Annotated in this window: 18 protein-coding genes; 11 read left to right on the top strand and 7 right to left on the bottom strand. The window is 67.4% G+C overall.

Features of this window, described 5'->3' with window-relative positions; all coding sequences use genetic code 11:
* Nucleotides 1-5 precede the first annotated feature (5 nt).
* Nucleotides 6-176 (bottom strand): hypothetical protein, encoded by a 171-nt coding sequence (locus AC5Y4H_RS03490; RefSeq protein ID WP_499978565.1) that lies wholly within the window; start codon nt 174-176, stop codon nt 6-8.
* Between the two features lie 66 nt (nt 177-242).
* Here AC5Y4H_RS03490 and AC5Y4H_RS03485 point away from each other — a divergent pair, with 66 nt between their 5' ends.
* From AC5Y4H_RS03485 to AC5Y4H_RS03460, 6 genes are all read left to right on the top strand, one after another.
* Complete coding sequence (locus AC5Y4H_RS03485; protein ID WP_499978563.1) at nt 243-455, top strand: heavy-metal-associated domain-containing protein; 213 nt, start codon at nt 243-245, stop codon at nt 453-455.
* A complete protein-coding gene (locus AC5Y4H_RS03480) occupies nt 452-2,731 on the top strand; it encodes a heavy metal translocating P-type ATPase (RefSeq protein WP_499978561.1) in 2,280 nt (759 codons plus the stop codon). Before AC5Y4H_RS03485 ends, AC5Y4H_RS03480 begins: the two co-directional genes overlap by 4 nt.
* A gap of 174 nt (nt 2,732-2,905) precedes the next feature.
* Nucleotides 2,906-4,297, top strand: coding sequence for an alpha/beta hydrolase (locus AC5Y4H_RS03475; protein ID WP_499978560.1), 1,392 nt, complete (start codon nt 2,906-2,908; stop codon nt 4,295-4,297).
* 260 nt (nt 4,298-4,557) lie between these two features.
* Nucleotides 4,558-5,367 (top strand): polysaccharide deacetylase family protein, encoded by an 810-nt coding sequence (locus AC5Y4H_RS03470; RefSeq protein ID WP_499978559.1) that lies wholly within the window; start codon nt 4,558-4,560, stop codon nt 5,365-5,367.
* A gap of 135 nt (nt 5,368-5,502) precedes the next feature.
* The gene (locus AC5Y4H_RS03465) at nt 5,503-6,129 is read left to right on the top strand and encodes a TetR/AcrR family transcriptional regulator (RefSeq protein ID WP_499978557.1); all 627 of its coding nucleotides are present in this window, start codon (nt 5,503-5,505) and stop codon (nt 6,127-6,129) included.
* Nucleotides 6,126-7,244 carry a glycosyltransferase gene (locus AC5Y4H_RS03460; protein WP_499978555.1) on the top strand — a complete coding sequence of 373 codons (1,119 nt, stop codon included), beginning with the start codon at nt 6,126-6,128 and terminating at the stop codon, nt 7,242-7,244. The genes AC5Y4H_RS03465 and AC5Y4H_RS03460 overlap by 4 nt, the downstream gene beginning before the upstream one ends.
* A gap of 47 nt (nt 7,245-7,291) precedes the next feature.
* Here AC5Y4H_RS03460 and AC5Y4H_RS03455 read toward each other — a convergent pair whose 3' ends face one another.
* The gene (locus tag AC5Y4H_RS03455) at nt 7,292-7,750 is read right to left on the bottom strand and encodes a MarR family winged helix-turn-helix transcriptional regulator (RefSeq protein ID WP_499978553.1); all 459 of its coding nucleotides are present in this window, start codon (nt 7,748-7,750) and stop codon (nt 7,292-7,294) included.
* A gap of 75 nt (nt 7,751-7,825) precedes the next feature.
* Here AC5Y4H_RS03455 and AC5Y4H_RS03450 point away from each other — a divergent pair, with 75 nt between their 5' ends.
* Nucleotides 7,826-8,770: an extracellular catalytic domain type 1 short-chain-length polyhydroxyalkanoate depolymerase gene (locus AC5Y4H_RS03450; protein WP_499978551.1), complete on the top strand. Its 945-nt coding sequence runs from the start codon at nt 7,826-7,828 to the stop codon at nt 8,768-8,770.
* Between the two features lie 19 nt (nt 8,771-8,789).
* On the opposite strand, the gene AC5Y4H_RS03445 is transcribed toward AC5Y4H_RS03450, so the two are convergent.
* Complete coding sequence (locus AC5Y4H_RS03445; protein WP_499978550.1) at nt 8,790-9,479, bottom strand: TetR/AcrR family transcriptional regulator; 690 nt, start codon at nt 9,477-9,479, stop codon at nt 8,790-8,792.
* Between the two features lie 210 nt (nt 9,480-9,689).
* Between AC5Y4H_RS03445 and AC5Y4H_RS03440 the strand changes: the two genes are divergently transcribed.
* Nucleotides 9,690-12,710 carry an MMPL family transporter gene (locus AC5Y4H_RS03440; RefSeq protein ID WP_499978549.1) on the top strand — a complete coding sequence of 1,007 codons (3,021 nt, stop codon included), beginning with the start codon at nt 9,690-9,692 and terminating at the stop codon, nt 12,708-12,710.
* Here AC5Y4H_RS03440 and AC5Y4H_RS03435 read toward each other — a convergent pair whose 3' ends face one another.
* Nucleotides 12,711-13,316 (bottom strand): TetR/AcrR family transcriptional regulator, encoded by a 606-nt coding sequence (locus tag AC5Y4H_RS03435; RefSeq protein WP_499978547.1) that lies wholly within the window; start codon nt 13,314-13,316, stop codon nt 12,711-12,713.
* Nucleotides 13,317-13,383: 67 nt separating this feature from the next.
* Here AC5Y4H_RS03435 and AC5Y4H_RS03430 point away from each other — a divergent pair, with 67 nt between their 5' ends.
* From AC5Y4H_RS03430 to fadD1, 3 genes are all read left to right on the top strand, one after another.
* Nucleotides 13,384-14,214 (top strand): alpha/beta fold hydrolase, encoded by an 831-nt coding sequence (locus tag AC5Y4H_RS03430; RefSeq protein ID WP_499978545.1) that lies wholly within the window; start codon nt 13,384-13,386, stop codon nt 14,212-14,214.
* A 60-nt stretch (nt 14,215-14,274) separates the two neighbouring features.
* Nucleotides 14,275-15,045, top strand: a complete 771-nt coding sequence (locus AC5Y4H_RS03425) for an SDR family NAD(P)-dependent oxidoreductase (protein ID WP_499978543.1) — start codon at nt 14,275-14,277, stop codon at nt 15,043-15,045.
* 393 nt (nt 15,046-15,438) lie between these two features.
* Nucleotides 15,439-17,160: a fatty-acid--CoA ligase FadD1 gene (gene fadD1 / locus AC5Y4H_RS03420; protein ID WP_499978541.1), complete on the top strand. Its 1,722-nt coding sequence runs from the start codon at nt 15,439-15,441 to the stop codon at nt 17,158-17,160.
* On the opposite strand, the gene AC5Y4H_RS03415 is transcribed toward fadD1, so the two are convergent.
* From AC5Y4H_RS03415 to AC5Y4H_RS03405, 3 genes are read right to left on the bottom strand one after another with little or no spacing between them, the layout of a single operon-like run.
* Nucleotides 17,099-17,749: a PadR family transcriptional regulator gene (locus AC5Y4H_RS03415; RefSeq protein WP_499978539.1), complete on the bottom strand. Its 651-nt coding sequence runs from the start codon at nt 17,747-17,749 to the stop codon at nt 17,099-17,101. The two genes, fadD1 and AC5Y4H_RS03415, sit on opposite strands and share 62 nt — an antisense overlap.
* The gene (locus AC5Y4H_RS03410) at nt 17,746-18,180 is read right to left on the bottom strand and encodes a Zn-ribbon domain-containing OB-fold protein (protein ID WP_499978538.1); all 435 of its coding nucleotides are present in this window, start codon (nt 18,178-18,180) and stop codon (nt 17,746-17,748) included. The genes AC5Y4H_RS03415 and AC5Y4H_RS03410 overlap by 4 nt, the downstream gene beginning before the upstream one ends.
* A complete protein-coding gene (locus AC5Y4H_RS03405; protein ID WP_499978643.1) occupies nt 18,177-19,331 on the bottom strand; it encodes a thiolase family protein in 1,155 nt (384 codons plus the stop codon). Before AC5Y4H_RS03405 ends, AC5Y4H_RS03410 begins: the two co-directional genes overlap by 4 nt.
* Nucleotides 19,332-19,359: the final 28 nt, after the last annotated feature.

Raw genomic sequence — 19,359 nt, 5'->3', positions numbered from 1 at the left:
TTCCGCTACCGGGCAGCGTAATCGCCATTGCACAGCCCGAAGACATCGCTGGCGCCGCAGCGTGGCTGGGCTGCGACCAACGCCAGATTGGTCACCGCAAGCCAGGTGCCGGTCGATATCGGCGCCAGCTGCATCGATGTGAGGTCTTTCACCCAGGCGGCGGATCGCACCGTCAACAGGCCGCTCCGCCGAGCAGGCAGAATGGTGTGGTCACGACTGCCGGGGGATCGAAAAGGAGCGGCATGCCCACCAGCGAATATCGGGTGAGCGGAATGAGCTGCGGCCACTGCGAGGCCGCGGTCCGTAGCGAGGTGGGCCAGATCCCGGGCATCGACGACGTGACAGTGAGCGCCGTCACGGGCAAGCTCGTCGTCACCAGCGCCCAACCCATCGACGCGGACGCCGTCCTCGGCGCGGTCGACGAGGCCGGCTACGAGGCCGTCTTGGTCGCATGAGCACGCCCCCGATCAACGAGGGCGCCGTCGGCGACACCGCCGGGTCACCCCGGATCGAGCTGGAGATCACCGGGATGACCTGCGCCTCCTGCGCGGCACGGGTCGAGAAGAAACTGAACAAGCTCGACGGCATCGCCGCGGCGGTCAACTACGCCACCGAGAAGGCCACGATCACGGCTCCTGCCGGTTACGACGCGCAGATTCTCATCGGCGAGATCGAAAAGGCCGGTTACGGGGCCGCCCTGCCCCAACCCGCGGCGGAGCCAGCCGGCGCCGAGGCGACACCCGACCACGAACTCGCCTCGCTGCGCCGGCGTCTGGTCACCGCGATCGTGTTGGCGGGCCCGGTCATCGCCATGGCGATGTTTCCCGCCCTGCAATTCCCTCGCTGGCACTGGGTCTCGCTGGCCCTGACCACCCCGGTCGTCGTGTGGTGCGGCCGGCCCTTCCACGCGGCCGCCTGGACCAATCTCAAACACGGCGTGGCCACCATGGACAGCCTCGTCTCGCTCGGCACCCTGGCGGCATTCCTATGGTCGCTGTACGCCCTGTTTCTCGGGACGGCGGGCCAACCCGGCATGCAGCACGACTTCGAACTGACCGTCGGGCGCGACGGCGCCCCGTGCCACGTCTACTTCGAGGTCGCCGCGGGCGTGACTCTGTTCGTCCTCGCGGGCCGCTATTTCGAACGGCGTTCCAAGCGGACGGCCGGTGCCGCGCTGCGCGAGCTGCTGACACTGGGCGCCAAGGACGTCGCGGTGCTGCGCGACGGCACCGAGTCCCGCGTCCCGATCGAACGGCTCGCGGTCGGTGACGAATTCGTGGTGCGCCCCGGGGAGCGGATCGCCACCGACGGGATCGTCGTCGCCGGTTCCTCGGCCGTGGACGCCTCCATGCTGACCGGCGAGTCTTTCCCGGTCGAGGTCGGCGAGGGTGACGCCGTCACCGGCGCCACCGTCAACGCCGGCGGTCGGCTCGTCGTCCGCGCCACCGGGGTGGGCGACGACACCCGGCTCGCGCAGATGGCCAAGCTCGTCGAGCGGGCCCAGTCCGGCAAGGCCCGGGCACAGCGACTCGCCGACCGCGTCTCGGGAGTGTTCGTCCCCGTCGTCATGGCGCTGGCCGTAGCGACCCTGGCCGGCTGGCTCGCGGCGGGCTTCTCGCTCACAACCGCCCTGACGGCCGCCGTCGCGGTGCTGATCATCGCCTGCCCATGCGCCCTGGGGCTGGCCACTCCCACCGCCCTGCTGGTCGGCACCGGCCGCGCCGCTCAGCTCGGCGTGCTCATCAACGGGCCGGAGGTGCTCGAGTCGACCCGCGACGTCGACACGATCGTGCTCGACAAGACCGGCACCGTCACCACCGGCAGGATGACCCTGGTCGACCTGGCGACCGCTGCCGGCACCGACCCCGCTGCGCTGTTGCGCTACGCCGGCGCCGTGGAAGACGCCTCCGAGCATCCGGTCGCGCAAGCAATCGCGCGCGGCGTCACGGCGCGGCTCGGTGCGCTACCCACAGTCACCGACTTCAGCGGGGTCAACGGCAGGGGCGTGCGGGGCACGGTCGACGGTCGCGCCGTCGTCGTCGGGCGCGAGAGCCTGCTGACCGAATGCGGAATGCGCCTCGACGCCACCCTGTCCGCGGCCAAAGCCCGCGCCGAGAGCGAGGGCAAGACAGCCGTCGCCGTCGGCTGGGACGGCATGGCGCGGGGCATCCTGGTGATCGGCGACACCGTCAAACCGTCGAGCGCGGAGGCGGTGCGGCAACTCATCGGCCTGGGTCTGACGCCGGTGCTGCTGACCGGGGACAACGCCACCGTCGCCGCCCATATCGCAGGCGAACTCGGCATCGCGCGGGTCATCGCCGACGCCACGCCCGCCGACAAGGTCGCCGCCGTCAAACGTCTGCAATCCGAGGGCAAGGTGGTTGCCATGGCCGGTGACGGCGTCAACGACGCCGCGGCGCTGGCCGCCGCGGACCTGGGCCTGGCCATGGGCACCGGCAGCGACGTCGCGATCCAGGCAGCCGACCTCACGGTGATCCGCGGCGACCTACGCGCCGCCGTCGACGCGATCCGGCTCTCCCGTCGAACACTGTCGACCATCAAGACCAACTTGCTGTGGGCGTTCGGGTACAACCTCGCGGCGATCCCCCTGGCCGCGCTCGGCATGCTCAACCCGATGTTCGCCGGCGCCGCGATGGCGGTCTCCAGCCTGCTGGTCGTCGGTAACAGCCTGCGGCTGCGGTCGTTCACCAGCGTCATCGCCGACGCATGATTCAGTAGCCGGACCGGGCACATCTGGTCCGCCCACACGCAGAAACGGTCGAATGACGAGCCGCGATCGTATGGGATAGTTGGTCCGGCCGCCCGCCGCCTTCGGTGACCCCGACCGGCCCCGCGATACTCATCCACCCGCGCGTAGCGATCGATCTAGCAAAGGTCACGACCGTTGGAGCAGTTCTTCGGACAACTGTCCCTGCTGCACGGCTGGTTTCCGCCGGCCGTGCAGGGCCTGGCTCTGCTCGTGTTGATCGTCGCGATCCGCTGGCGTTCGCGGCGCTGGCTCAGGCTGGTGCTGCCGGCGGCGCTGGTCGCGGCCGTAGCTGTGACCGCGCTGGCGTACTGGTACATCACCTGGCTCGGGGTGGCCGGGGATCCGGCACCGACGGCGCTGTGGCTATGGATCGCGCTGGGCGGCTTGGCCGCCGCGGTCACACTGGTGGGCTGGCCAGGTACCCGCTGGTGGCGCCGCGGGCTCGCGGCGCTATCGGTACCGCTGTGCCTCCTGTGCGCGGGCCTGGCACTGAACGGATGGGTCGGCTACTTCCCCACGGTGCTCGCCGCGTGGAATCAGCTGACATCGGTCCCGTTGCCCGATCAGATCGACCGGCTGCGGGTCACCGAGATGCAGATCGCCGGTACCAGGCCGACGAAGGGCGTGGTGGTGCCCGTGGACATCGACGACAATGGCTCCCACTTTCGCCACCGTCGCGAATTGGTCTATCTGCCTCCGGCGTGGTTCAACAGCAATCCCCCGCCCCGGCTCCCAACGGTCATGATGATCGGCTCCGCCTTCAACACCCCGGCGGACTGGCTGGGCCCCGGCGGCGCATTCACCGCGATCGACGATTTCGCCGCCGCGCATCACGGGTTTTCCCCGGTGCTGGTGTTCGTCGACCCCACCGGCTCATTCGACAACGACACCGAGTGCGTCAACGGCGCCCGGGGTAACGCCGCCGACCATCTGACGAAGGACATCGAGCCGTTCATGGTGTCGAACTTCGGTGTAAGCCCGGACCGGGCCAACTGGGGCGTCGCCGGATGGTCGATGGGCGGTACCTGCGCCGTGGACCTGGCCGTCACGCATCCGGAGATATTCAGCGCGTTTGTGGACATCGCCGGGGACCGCGGGCCGAGCATCGGCTCCAAGGAGGCCACCCTCGCCAAGCTGTTCGGCGGCAACACCGCCGCGTGGGCCGACTTCGATCCGATCACCGTCATGAACAGGCATGGCCACTACACCGGGCTGTCGGGATGGTTCGACATTCCCTCCTCATCGGAGGCCCGCAACGTCGCCGAGGAAGCCAGTCCGACACTCAGCGCCGCCATGGCCGATCCGGCAGCGAACCCGGAAGGGCAGGACGCCGCCGCCAACGCGCTGTGCGCCAGCGGTACCGCCCACGGAATCGCCTGCGCGGTCGTCACGCAGCCCGGCAAGCACGACTGGCCGTTCGCCGCTCAGGCGTTTGCCACGGCGCTGCCCTGGCTGGCCTCGACGCTGGGCACGCCCAATGTCGAGACGGTACAGTTGCCGCAACGGGGCGCCGGGGAACCGCATTGATTTCGCTGGTCGCTTTGCGTTCACCAGCTATAACCGAGGAAGATCAGAATTCACAGCTGACCCTCCCGTAACGGAGCCGACATTCGGCCACGGCGAATGGTACGGTTCGCGGCTGTGGCCTCGATGTTGTGCACCAACGGCGGTTCCTGCGGGAACCCGCTCATTGCGCAGCGCGCCGCAATAATCGGGCGAGCATTCGGGCTGGATTCGCCGTTTCTGTCACGCCGCGATCATCTGATCGATGCACTCGCTTGTCAGCCATGAACCGCCGTCAGTTCCTTGGATCGCTCGCCGCGTCAGTCGTCGCCGGCGTCGGTGCTGCGCGGCTCATCGTCGATCCGCAGCCGCGCACGTTTGCCCAAGCCCCGACGGCCGACATACCGACCTCCGGCCCGACCGCCCCGCAGGCCTTGTTACCCCCACCGCCGCTCAGTGCCCGCATCCCGCTGCCCGGCGGCGGTGCCCTGACGAAAATCCCGGGCGAAGGTGACCTGCTTGCGCTCACGGTCGACGACGGCGTCAACAGCGAGGTGGTGCGGGCCTATACGCAGTTCGCCAAGGACACCGGAATACGGCTGACGTATTTCGTCAACGGGATCTATGGCTCGTGGACCGAGAACCTGGACCTGCTGCGGCCATTGGTGGACAGCGGGCAGATTCAGCTCGGCAACCACACCTGGTCACATCCGGACATGACCACACTGTCGAAAGAGCAAGTAGCCGAACAGCTCTCGCGCAACGACGCGTTCTTGAAGAACACGTATGGCATCGGCGCCAAGCCGTATTGGCGGCCGCCGTACGCGAAGCGCAACGCCGCCGTGGACGCGGTGGCCGCCGACCTCGGGTACAAGGTCCCCACCTTGTGGTCGGGCTCGCTGTCCGATTCGACGCTGATCACCGAGGAGTACATCGTGCAGATGGCCGATCAGTACTTCACACCGCAGGCCATCGTCATAGGTCACCTCAATCACCTGCCGGTGACGCACGTCTATCCGCAACTCGTCGATTTCATCCGTGATCGGAACCTGCGCACCGTCACGCTCAACGACGTCTTTCTCAAGACCCCATAGGGGCGGGGTCGTGGCGTGATTGCCGCCCGCACTGCTTGATTGCGGTCCGTCCGCCCTGCCGCCCGCATCACCGAATCGGGCTCAACCGCGTCCGCAAATTGATGTCTATTGCCAGGGACATCAAATGGTGATTTCATGTACATCATCATGGACACGAAAACGCGGCGTTACGACATGCGGGCTCGTCAGGAGTCGACGGCGGCCACCCGCAACACCATCGTGGACGCAGCCATCGACGTGGTCGTGGCGGAACGCTCCCTGGGTATCACGCTCGGCGCGGTAGCCGAGCGCGCCGGCGTCACGGTGAAGACGGTACTTCGGCATTTCGGTAGCCGGGAATCGCTTATCGAGGCCGCATATCTGGCTGTCCGCGAAGCCGTGCTGGCCGAAAGAATTCCGCCACCCGGGGACCGCGCAGCCGCAATGACGGTGCTGATCGAACACTACGAGGCGCGCGGAGACATGGTGCTCGGCCTGCTCGGCGAGGAGGATGACGATCCGCGCGCGCGACTGATGTGCGAGGGCGGGCGGACCCTGCACCGCGAGTGGGTGGCGGAAGCGTTCGGCGCCGAGTTGCCCCTCGAACCCAGAGAACGGGATCGGATCATCGATGCGCTCGTCGTGGCCACCGACGTATACAGCTGGAAGCTGCTCCGGCGTGACCGGGGTTTGACCGTCGCCGAGGTGCGCGACCGCATGCTGCTGATGATCGACGGCATACTCGCGGTGTCTCGGGGCGCCGGCGCGCGGGTGGCGCTATGAAGATCTTGTTTGTCGTATTCGACGGCGGCGGCAACATTCCACCGCAGCTGGCAGTCGCCCGGTCACTGCGCGCCCGCGGCGCCGAGGTTCATTTCCTCGGTCACCACGGCGTCCGCCAGCGTGTGGAGGCCGACGGGTTCCCGTTCGAGACGTTCGCGTCCGGAACCACATTCGACCCGACCGTGCAGCACCCGCTGCTGCGCACGATGGCCAGCATGGTCCGGGTCGCAATGGACCGCCGACTGGGCCGCGAGGCGGTGCGAGCCGCACACCGCCAGCAGGCCGATGTGGTGGTAGTCGACGTGCTATTGACTGCGGCCGTTTACGCAGTTGCGGCGCAGGGCATCCCGACAGTCGTCTTTGGGCACTGCTTCCATCGGACCATCCAAGACCTCGCGGCCGGTCCCATCGGATGGCTGATGCGCCTCAAGGGCCTGCCGCCCGACCGCCTGGAACGAACCGGGGCACTGCACATCGTCACCGCCCGCGCCGAACTCGACCCGATGCGCGGTACCCCCGAAGTCCAACATGTCGGCGTTGTCTGGCAAGGCATTCCGACTGCGGCGTCCCCACTACCGGTGCCACGGATTCTCGTCAGCTTGAGCACCGTCGCCTACGCGGGCCAGCGGCGCATGCTGCAAAGGATCCTCGACGCCATCGAACCGCTGTCCGTGCATGCGACGGTAACGGTCGGACCGGCCATCGAGTCATCCGGGCTCCGCGTGCCGGCGAACTCGTCGCTGCACGCCTGGCTCGACCATGACGAGGTCCTGGCAAACGCCTCCCTGGTCGTCGGACATGGTGGTCACAGCACGGCGATGCGGGCGCTGTCTTTCGGTGTGCCGCAGGTGATCATGCCCGCCAACACATTGATCGACCAGCGGCGCGTTGGCGCCGCCATCCAAAACCTCGGCGCTGGCATCCTGTTGCGCAAACACGCAGGCGTGCGACGTATCCGTGCGGCGATCAGCGAGGTGCTGCGGGATTCGGCCTACCGGGAGGCGGCTGGGATTTACGGTGAGGAGATCCGCCGGTGCGACGGAGCCGACGTGGCGGCCGCTGCGATCAGCCGATTCGCGGCGGCGTCTACTCATGCACTCCGGCAAGGACATTGAGAAGGCCCTTCTGCGAAGCGCCGGTTACCGACGGCATCTGGCGGACGTCAATCACCGGCCGACTGGGCCTCACTCGCGAGCAGGATCTTCAGGGTCTCACGCAACTCCCCCAGTCTCCGCTCGCCTAGCACTTCGGTCCACCGTTTCTCCAAAGCGACCGCGTTGGAACGCATTACCTGCAGCGCCTGCCGACCGCGCGCGGTCAACTCGATGATGCGGGCGCGGGCGTCGCCCGGATCGGGCACCCGGGTCACGTAGCCATGCCGCTCCAAAGCCGCCATCGCCTGGGCCACCGCCTGCCGGCTCACCCTGAGACGGTCGGCGAGATCGGAGGCGTGCAATCCGCCGGCCGCCAGCGGCACCAAGGCGACCGATTGCGCGGGGCGGATCCCGTCGAGGCCGGCCGCGGCGAACGCCGCTCGCAGATGCGGTGCGCCGGCCGCGGTGACCAGGTTCACCAGCGCCGGCACGGTGGGCCCCCACCCGGCGTCCGGTCCGTTTCGCATGCCGATCAGTGTGCCACCCTACGGAGAATTGACAAGCTACTTGTCAAACGTGGAGATCGGTGCCAGGCTGTGCGCATGCGATGGGGATGGGTCCGGGCGGCTGCCGTTTTTCTACTGCCCGTTCTGGTGGTCGTGCTCGCCGGATGCGTCGGCGGCGGTCATGCGTTGGGAACCCCTGGCTTGCAATCGATCCCGGTGGGGCGATCCACGCAGAGCATCGAATCGGGCGGGGCGAGAAGGACTTTCCACCTCTATCGGCCGCAGGGACTGACCGACGCCGTGCCGATGGTGGTCATGCTGCACGGCGGCTTCGGCAACGGCGCGCAGGCCGAGCGTTCCTACCACTGGGACGCCGAAGCCGACAACGGACATTTTCTGGTCGCCTACCCCGACGGCCTCAACCGCGCCTGGAACGCCGGAACCTGTTGCGGCGAGTCCGCACACGTCAACGCCGACGACGTCGGATTCATCAGCGCCATGGTCGGCGCCATCGAACAAGAAATCCCGGTCGATCGCGCGCGAATCTACGTCACCGGCATGTCGAACGGCGCCATGATGGCGCTTCGCCTGGGCTGCCAGTCCGACACGTTCGCGGCGATCGCCCCGGTGGCCGGCACGCTGCTGACCGACTGCGCTAACGCACGGCCTGCATCGGTTCTGCAGATCCACGGCACCGCCGACGACAGAGTCCCGTATAACGGCGGTCCCGGAAAAGCCCTCGCGATCAACGGATCCCCCCGCGTCGACGGCCCGTCGGTGGAATCGGTCAATGCCACCTGGCGCGCCATCGACGGATGTGCAGCGCCGAACTCGACCACCGCCGGTGACGTGACAACGCAGACGGCAAGCTGCGCCGACGGGCGCACGGTGGAGCTGATTTCGGTGGCGGGGGCCGGCCATCAATGGCCCGGTGGTGAGCCGAGTCCGCTGGCGGAAAAGATCGCCGGAATTCCGGCGCCGTCGACGGCGCTGGATGCCACGGACACCATCTGGCAATTCCTCAGCCGGAGTCATCGGTAGCGAACACTGATCCAAGGCGTCATCTCGGGCGTCGCCGAGGTGCGCGGCGCCTAGAGATCCTTGCGCCCGGTGCGGTTTCGGGCGCGAGTTGGCGTTCAAGCGCGCCCGCGATGTCGGTGGTGGTCACGACCAGGGCGGTCATGAACTCGATCAGCCGCGGTTGGCTGACCTTGATCTGGTTTCGGTACCACTGCGTGGTCAACTCGAGCAGGCCGCCGACGACCGTCAGTGCGGTCAGCATGACGTTGTCGTCGGTCCCCGCGGCCTCACCGAGCAGCGCGCGCACCTGCCCGATCATGACCTGGGTGAGGACGTCGATCACCTCGTGCCGGCGCTCGACGAGCGCCTCGGCCGTCTGCAGCTCGATCAGGAGCCGGGGCCGGCGCGGGTCCTCGTCGATGAACGCGAACGCGAACTCGAGGACGGCCCGAACGCGGGGCTTGAGTTCGTGTGGTGACTCCGCGACGGTCGCCATGATCCCCGTCAGTGCACGGTTGAACTGGTCCTCGAAAGTCGCGATCAGCAGTTCGTGGCAGTCGCGAAAGCTCTCGTAGAAGTAGCGGTCGTTGAGCCGGGCCCGCGCGCTGACGGCGCGCACCCGGAGATTGCCCACCCCGTGCTCGGCGATGGCGTCGAAGGCGGCCTCGATCAGCTGCCCGCGGCGTTGCTCACGTCGCTGATCCGCGGTCATGCCGCGATGCACGGCCATACGGGCTGCACCCCCTCCTTGGCGCGCGGACTTGCGCCCGCGCCGATGTTTGGTGAAGTATCTCACCAAATACTTTGGTGAACCTCTTCACCAATCGATCATTGGGGGAACGGTGTCACGGGGGATCCTTACGGGGAGCGGCGTGAGCGGCCGCAGGTACGAACACGTCAATGGCGCTTGTGGGAAGTTGCCCGTCGGCCGGGGACCGCAATGACCACCTACGTCGGCGCGCCACGACGTGCCGGGCCGCCGGGTGAACGCACCGGTGAATTCAGCGCGCGCCTTGCCGCCTTGGGTGGCTTCGCCGTCCGCCACAAGAGATTGGTGATCGGGGCGTGGGTCGGCGTGGCGGTGGCCCTCGCCGTGGCCTTCCCGCAGCTGGAGACCGTCGTGCGCCACCAGTCGGTCCAGCTATTGCCCGGCGACGTGGCGTCGTTTCAGGCGCTCGACCGCATGGCCACCGCGTTCGGCGAGCGAGGCGCGAAGACCTCGATCGTCATCGCGATGGAAGACCCGGCCGGGCTGACCCCACCCGCTCGGCAACGCTATGACGCGCTCGTGGCCGCACTGCGCGCGGACCAAACTCACGTCCTGCTGGTCCAAAACCTCCTCGCAGATCCCACCATCAGGAGCCACGCGTTGAGCGAGGACGGGAAAGCGTGGTTCCTGCCGATCGGTATCGCCGGCACACTCGGCGACCCCACGGCGGCCGCATCGGTCGACGCCGTGCGAGCGCAGGTTTCCTCCGTCTTCACCGGATCCTCGACCATCGCCTACGTCACCGGCCCGGCCGCGACATTCCGCGATCAGATCGCCTCCGGCGAGCACGAACTGCTGTTGATCTCGGTCGCGACCGCCGCCCTCATCGGGCTCATCCTGCTGCTGGTCTATCGGTCGGTGGCCACTGCCCTGCTGCCGTTGCTGGTCATCGGCGCGAGCGTGGCCGTCGGCCGGGGCGTGTTGTCGGCGCTGGGTGAATTCGGCTTTCCTGTATCACAATTCACCATCGCGTTCATGACCGCGGTGCTGTTGGGCGCGGGCACGGACTACAGCGTGTTCCTGATCAGCCGGTATCACGAGCAACGGCGACACGGTAGTCCCCCGGAACAGGCCATCATCCACGCGTGCGGCAGCATCGGGCGCGTCGTATTGGCTTCGGCGGCCACCGTTGCGTTGGCGTTGGCGTCCATGGTGTTCGCGCGCCTGAGCGTCTTTCAAGGCGTCGGGCCCGCCTGTGGCATCGCCGTCTTAATCGGATTCCTGGCCACCATCACACTGCTTCCACCGCTGCTGGCGGTGGCGGCCACCCGCGGCATCGCCGAACCCCGCGCCGACCTGTCGCGCCCCTACTGGAATCGGATCGCGGTCATGGTGGTTCGACGACCAACGCCATTGCTGGTCGCGAGCCTGGTGGCATTGCTGGCATTGGCCGGGGTAGTGACCACCATGACGATCAGCTACGACGACCGCACGGGGCAGCCCGCCGGGACCGCCAGCAATCTCGGGTACCGGCTGTTGGATCGCCACTTTCCCAAAGACACCGTCATCAACGAATTCCTGCTCGTGCAGTCCGGCAGCGACATGCGCACGGCGAAGGGCCTCGCCGACCTCGACGGGCTGGCCTCGCGGGTCGCCCAACTGCCCGGGGTCACCCGTGTCTCCGGCGTCACTCGCCCGACCGGGAACCGACTCGATCAGGCCCAATTGTCTTGGCAGAACGCGCAAATCGGCAACAAGATGGCGGGCGCCGTCGCCGACGGGCAGGCCCACCGGGACGACCTGGCCAAGCTCACCAACGGAGCGGACCAACTGGCGGCCGGCTTGGGCCAGCTCGACGCCACACTGCGCCGCGCACTTGCGCCGCTGACCGATCTCCTGAACCGGGCCCACGGCAGAGGCCAATCGCTGCAGGGCGCCCGGCCCCTGCTGCAACAACTCGACGCCACCGCACCCGCCGTGGATCAGGCCGTACACAACGGCGCGGGACTGCGGCCACTGGCTCAGCAGGCCACCGGGGCCATTGCGGCAATCGAGCCCCTGGTCGACGGCCTTAACACCTCAGCCTGGTGTGCGGCGACACCGCAATGCGGGCAGCTGCGGGACGAGACCCAGGTAATGGTCACGCTACGCAACGGTGGATTCTTTGACCGGGTGGCCGGTCTCAGCGATCAGTTCAACCAGAACGTCTCCCTGGCAAGCACACTCACTGATGTCGAGAGCGCCGCCGCCGCCCTGCAGCAGACGCTCGGCGCGACCGGCGACCCCGGTGACCTTGCGGCCAACGTCCACCGCCTCCAAGACGGTGTGAGCCGGCTCGCCTCGGGCGCCCACGCCCTGGCCGCCGGGGTACATGCCTTGGCCGACAGCAACATTCGGCAGCTCAGCGGCATGAGCCAAATCGCCACCCAGCTACAGAATTCCGCACGCGCCACGGCCGGATCCGACGCCGCCTCCGGCTTCTATCTCCCCCCCGACACATTCGAGAATCGCCAATTCGGTGATCTGGCACGCCAATTCATTTCCTCCGACGGACACACCGCCCGGTTCGCCATCACCTCTTCATTCGATCCCTATTCCGCTGCCGCAATGGACCTGAACCACAAGATCATTGACACGGCCGACGCAGCCCGGCCCAACACCTCGCTGGCCGGCACGACCATTTCCATGGCCGGGTTCACCGCGGTCAATTCCGACCTCCAGCACCTGCTGTCCGCCGATTTCAACCGGCTGGCCACCACCACCCTGCTGATCGTCGGCCTCGTGTTGATCCTGCTGCTGCGCGCCCTGGTCGCCCCGCTCTACCTGTTGGGCACCGTCGTCCTGAACTACTTTGCCGCCCTCGGCCTGGGAGTGCTGGTGTTCCAGTATGGTTTCGGCCACGACATCGCTTGGCCTGTGCCGCTTCTCGCGTTCATCCTGCTGATCGCGGTCGGCGCCGACTACAACATGCTGGTGATCTCCCGCCTGCGCGAAGAATCCGTCCGCAACATGCGCGTCGGCGTCCTTCGCACCGTCACCAGCACCGGCTCGGTCATCACCTCCGCCGGGCTCATCTTCGCCGCCAGCATGTTCGGGCTCATGATCGGATCGCTCGACATGATGATCCAAGCCGGCTTCATCATCGGCTGCGGTCTCCTGCTCGACACCTTCGTGGTGCGAACGCTCACCGTCCCCGCTATCGCCACCCTGTTACAGGAGCGGAGCTGGTGGCCGCAGCGACGAGGCGCGTGATCATCCGTCGAACATCGCATTGATCAGTCGATGCAACACCTGCCCGACCTCGAGGTGGGTCCGCTTCGGGTCGTCGGCGGTCGCGATGACCATCGCCGCCTCGTCCAGCGCGCCGATAAGCACATGCGCCAGCGGCCGCACCGGTTGCTCGGCCAGTTCGCCGGCCCGGATGGCCTCGGTGAGCATCTGCTCGGTCATGCCGAGGCTGTACCGCTGCGCGACATCGCGGAATTCGGCCCAGCCGAGCACGCTCGGTGCGTCCAACAGGATCAGCTGGCGCACCTCAGGATCGCCCGAGACGTCGAGCCACGCGTCCACCGCGGCCCGGACCGCGTCCGCCGGTGTCGTCGCCCCCGACTCGGCCACCATGACGGCCATCCGCGCCATGACGTCCTGCTCGACGGCCTCGACGACCTCGCGGAACAACGCTGCCTTGTCGGCGAATTGGTGGTACATCGCTCCCCGGGTGACTCCGGCCGCGCTGGCAATCTCCGGCGTGCCCACCTCGGCGTAACCCCGCAGTCCCCACAGCTTGCGGGCGGCCGCGATCAGCGCGTCGCGGGTCGCCGCGGAGCGCTGTTCCTGGGTGCGTCTCTTGCTTTCCATACAGCCTGTTGGTAACTTACGAACAGGCAGCCTGTTTGTAAGTGTATCCCTGAATTAGGAGTTTGCTATGTCGACGATCGACATTAGTGCCGGAACCATCCATTACGAAGCAACCGGACCCGAGGACGGCAGGCCCGTCGTCTTCGTGCACGGCTACATGATGGGCGGCCAATTGTGGCGCCCGGTCAGCGAACGCCTGGCCGCTCGCGGATTGCGGTGCATCGCCCCGACCTGGCCGCTGGGCGCGCATCCTGAGCCGTTGCGCCGCGGCGCCGACCGGACCATCACCGGCGTCGCCGGCATGGTCGCCGAGGTACTCGACGCTCTCGACCTGCAGGACGTGGTACTGGTCGGCAACGACACGGGCGGCGTCGTCACCCAGCTGGTGGCCGTGCATCATCGCGAGCGACTCGGTGCGCTGGTGCTCACGAGTTGCGATGCGTTCGAACACTTTCCGCCGCCCATCCTCAAGCCCGTCATCCTGGCGGCGAAGACCAAGGCGACCTTCCGCGCCGTGGCCCAGGCCATGCGCGTGCCGGCCGCGCGCAAGCGGGCATTCGACGGACTGGCGCACCGCAACATCGACGAGCTCACCGAGCTTTGGGTGCGCCCGGGGCTCGCGCTTCCAGCGGTCGCCGAAGACCTGCGGCAGTTCACGCTGTCGATGCGCACCGAGGTCACCATGACGGTGGCGGCGCGGCTGTATGACTTCGACAAGCCGACGCTGATCGCATGGTCGGCCGACGACGTGTTCTTCGAACAGGAAGACGGGGCACGACTGGCGGCGACCATTCCCAATGCCCGGCTCGAAGTCATCGAGGGCGCCCGCACCTTCTCCATGATCGACCAGCCCGACCGGCTCGCCGATCTCCTGTCGACGATCGCGGTCCGCACCTGACCGTCGGGCCTCCAAGACGCTGCCGCTGCCGGGTGCGCCGGTGGCGGTAGCGTCTTGGCCATGTCAGATGCAACGCCGCCCTTGCACGGCCGGCGAATCCTGGTCACCGGCGGCGCCACCGGCATCGGCGCGGCTGCCGTCGAAGTCCTCACGGCGGCCGGAGCCAAGGTGGCCGCGACATATCACCAGACACCACCGCCGAAAGAGTTGGCGGCCGAGTGGATGCAGTGCGACGTGCGCGAGGCCGAGGCCGTCTCCGCGATGGTCGCCGAGGCGGCGCAGCGGCTGGGCGGCCTCGACGTTCTGGTGAATGCCGCGGGTCTGTGGCAGGCAGGGATTCCCGGTTACATCGGCGCCGACGACATCTCATTCCTGTTGGACACCAACATCAAGGCGACCATACTCACCAATCAGGCCGCCTACGCGGTGATGAAGGACCAAGACCCCAAGGGCGGTCGCATCATCAACTTCGGGTCATCCGAAGCCGTGATGGGCAGCCCCATTTCCGCCGTCTACGCCGCGACCAAGGGCGCGGTGCAGGCGTGGACGCGATCGGCCGCCAAGGCTTGGGCCTCCGACCACATCACCGTCAACGCCCTGGCGCCCGCGGTGCACACGGCGGGCGCCGACCGGCTCCGCGATTTCCTCGGTCCGGATGCCGCGGCCCTGATCGACCAGCAGATGCAGATGATGATCCCGCTCGGCGGCACCCTGGGCGAACCCGCCCGCGACGTCGGTCCGATTCTGGTGTTCCTGGCCGGCCCCGGGTCGGCTTTCATCACCGGTCAACTGCTGGCGGTGGACGGCGGCCTGATGATGGTGGGCGGTTAGGCGGCCGCCGAGCGATGGCCTCGACCGCCAAAGACGCTGTGCGGCATCACCTTTGGTCGTTGTCGGTGCATGCGCCTGACTGGTCGCGACGACGACGGCGGGCGGAGACGCCCGCGGACCGCGATTCTGCGACCTCGCGCCGATATTCGCGTGCTCGATTCCTGAGCAGGATCAGCGATCTGTGCAACTCGAAGAGCATGGTCCAATGATGGCCCGTGGACGTGAACGAACCCGCTATACACGCGGTCCCCGATCGGGAATCCTGGGCGAAATGGGCATGAAAAGTTTCACAACGCGAGATGGTGCCCGCGGTTTGCGTTGCTGGACCGGCCGCTACCATAAGACGGACCGTCTCGTCTCGCAGAAGGGGCGGAGTGAGGGTGAATCCGACGGATGACTGACGACACGATTCAAGCGCTGCTGCGCAAGCGCTTATCCGATCCTGGGATCGCGGTGAAATACCGCGAGACGCAATGGACTTGGCGTCAATATCTGACCGGCGCCACGACGCGGGCCGCCGCCCTGTTGGCCGCCGTTGATCCGCAGCGCCCGATGCACATCGGCGCCCTGCTGGGAAACACCCCCGAGATGGTCAGCCAGATGGCCGCCGCCGGGCTCGGCGGCTACGTCCTGTGCGGCCTGAACACCACGCGGCGCGGCGAGGCATTGGGCGCCGACGTTCGGCGCGCGGACTGTCAGTTTGTCGTCACCGACGCCGAACACCGGCCGCTGCTGGACGGCTTGGATCTCGGGGCAACGCAAATCCTCGACTCCTCGACTCCACAATGGAACGAACTCCTCGACGCCGCAGGCGAGCTGAAACCGCACCGCGAGGTCACCCCGACGGACGCGTTCATGATGATCTTCACCTCGGGAACGAGCGGAAATCCCAAGGCGGTGCAGGTATCACACCTCATGGCGACGTTCGCCGGTCTCAACCTGGTCCAGCGCTTCGCCCTCACCGAACACGACACCTGCTATGTCTCGATGCCGCTGTTCCACTCCAACGCGGTCGTGGCCGGATGGGCGCCCGCGGTGTGCTCCGGTGCCGCCATGGTGCCGGCGAAGTTCTCGGCGCGCAGTTTCCTCGACGACATCCGCCGCTACGGTGCCACCTACATGAACTACGTCGGGAAGCCGCTGGCCTACATCCTCGCCACCGTGGAACGCGACGATGACGCCGACAATCCCTTGCGGGTCGCCTTCGGTAACGAGGCCAACGACAAGGACATTGACGAGTTCGGCCGCCGATTCGGCGTGCAGGTCGAGGACGGGTTCGGCTCCACCGAGAACGCCGTCATCGTGATTCGCGAAAACGGCACCCCCAAGGGCTCGATCGGCAAAGGCGTGGACGGGATCGCGATCTACAACAGCGACACCGTCACCGAATGTGCGGTGGCCCGGTTCGATGCCGACGGGGCGCTCGTCAACGCCGACGAAGCGATCGGCGAGTTGGTCAACACGGCCGGTTCGGGTTTCTTCAGCGGCTACTACAACGACCCGGACGCCAACGCAGAACGCATGCGCCATGGCATGTACTGGTCCGGCGACCTCGCCTACCGCGACGCCGACGGCTGGATCTACCTTGCCGGGCGCACCGCCGACTGGATGCGGGTAGACGGCGAGAATCTGGCCGCGGCTCCGATCGAGCGGATTCTGTTGCGCCACAGCGCGATCAGCAGGGTCGCCGTGTATGCGGTCGCGGACGGCCACGTCGGCGATCAGGTGATGGCCGCGGTCGTCCTCAACGACGGTTGCACCCTTGCGCCCGCCGAATTCGAAGCGTTCCTGGACGCGCAGCCCGACCTGTCACCGAAGGCCCGCCCACGCTACGTCCGCATCGCGGCCGACCTGCCCAGCACCGCGACTCACAAGGTGCTCAAGCGCCAGTTGATCGCTCAGGGAACGGATGTCGGGGCGGGCGAGGTGTTGTGGGAGCGCGAACCCCGCGGCACGGCCTACACGGCTCGTGGCGTTCGCAAGGGCGGCGGAGCCGGGCGCGGCGGGTCGGCACCATCGGCTCGTGGCGAGCGCATGGGCGGGTCGCCGTCGGCTACGCCGGATTCTTCGGTGTCCGGCGCCGGATCTGACCCTTCGACCGTCGCACCCGTTTAACAGGGTCTCGCGCTGTGCCGCCAGCGATCTCGTCGCGCAGTTGCGAGATGTTGGAGATCTCCGCGTACAGGCCGCGGATCGCGTAGTCCAACACCGCAAAGGAGTAGCGCTGCTCGGGGTCGTCGGTGATGCCGAGGTCGACGGACCGTTGTCGCGACCATAGCGCCTCGTCCAACCGGGCCCGCGTCGCGTCGAGGTGCCGCTCCAAGGTGTCGATGACGTTTTCCGGGTCCTGGCCGCGGGCCAGCCAGGTCTTGAGAATCACGGGGTGTTTGATCACCACCTGGTCCTGCCCCGGGAAGTGCTGCACCCAGCGACGCAGAGCGTCGAGGCCGACATTGGTGGTCTCGTACAAGGTGATGGCGCGCTTACCCGATTGCGCGCCGGTCTCGCTGACCATGCCCCGCTGCAGCAGCCGGGTCAGTTCGCGGCGCACGTGGCTGACCGATGGAGACCAATAGAAATGGCCGACCGACAGCTCGGCGCGCATCTTGATCTCTCCGGCGGTGAGTTGCTCGTCATTGGCCGCCAGCACCCCGAGGACCAGGTAGGCGGTTACCGGCAGGCCGTTGATGGTTCTGGGACTCACGAACCGTCCGTTTCGGCGCCGGTGAAGTAGGGCAGCGTCACGTCGGGCCCGGTGGCGTGGAACTCCACAGACACCCGCATGCCGACGGCCAGTTCGTCCGGTGCCACGCCGACGACATTGGTCAGCATCTGGTAGCCCTCGTCCAGGGTGATGATGGCCGGCGCATAGGGTGGTGCGAATTCCGGTGTGACTGGCCGATAAACGACCGTCCAGCTGTAGATCTCGCCGCGGCCGCTGCCCTGCTGCCAGCTGATGTCCTCCGAAACGCATTGCCGGCAATGCTCGGTCGGCGGGAAGTTGGCCAATCCACAAGTCGCGCAGCGCTGGTAGCGCAGCTCGCGTGCCCTGCATCCCTCCCAGAACGGACCACTGACGGGGCTGCTCGCGTGCGGGACGGGGCCGTTCTGGGGCCGCAATGGGTCTGAAGTCACCGTGGTTCATCTCCCAGGATCAGGACCGTCGTGAACAGGGCCCCCGCTCCCCCGTTGCTGCACAACGCGACATGGGCATCGGGGACCTGAAGGTCGCCGGCCTCACCGCGCAGCTGTTGCACCGCGCGGATCGCCCGTTGCATCATTTGTGGATTGGCGCCCGCGTGGCTGAAAGACATGGTTCCTCCGTCGGTGGTGATCGGATGGCTGCCGTCGATGGCGACGTGGCCTGCTGCGACGAACGGCCCACCCTCGCCGTCGCCGCAGAAGCCGAAAGCCTCGAGCTGACGGATGATCTCGAACGAGAACGGGTCGTAGAGTTCCAGCACATCGACGTCGTCGCGGCCCAGCCCGGCGTGCTTGAACGCGCCCTCTGCCGCGCGCCGACCCACCACGCCGTTGACGTGGCCGCCACGCCGACCCGAGAGGTCGTACGCCGGGGGGTGCTGGTAGGAGGGGCCGTGAAAATCCGCGCCGCTGCCCAGGACGTAGATGGGTTGACCCGCAACGTCGATGGCGTCGATGTTGGCCACGACGAGCGCGCACCCGCCCTCTGAGGTGGTGGCGCAATCCAGAAGATGGAACGGGTCGGCGATGGGCCGGGACGCGGTGATGTCGTCGGGGCCGAACGGGCCGCGGTCGTAATAGACGGCCTCGGGATTGCGGGATCCGTTGTTGCGAATGGTCGCCGCCACCATCGAAAGCTGTTCGCGCGTCGTGCCATAGACGTGCATGTGGCGCCGGGCGATGAGCGCGAACTCGGCGGCGGTGAACATGCCCCAGGGAGCGACGAATTCGTTTTCGGGCCGGGTCCAGGGCGCGGTGGCCTCGTGATCCCGGTATTCACCGGCCTGGGCCGCGACGAGCACAACGACGTCGGCCATGCCGTGCTCGATGGCGGTGACCGCTTCGGTGATCATGCCGATCCCGAAAGCCAGGCCCTGCCATGCCGGCCCGATACGAAGGTCGTAGATCAACGACGTCGAGTGTGGGCTGGCGCTGATGCCGTCGACGTCGTCGAGGGTCAGCCCCGCATTGTCGAGTGCTCCCAGAATCGCCTTGATCGCCAGGCCGCGCGAGGTTTCGCCGTCCAGGCGGCGCCCCTGGCGGGTGTTATGCACGCCGACGATTGCCGCGGTGCGCTTCCCCACCGTCACCGAGATCTCATTCTGTTCCAGC

It is taken from the genome of Mycobacterium sp. NGS58 (genome assembly GCF_059812385.1).
This window is presented reverse-complemented; position numbering and strand designations above follow the sequence as displayed.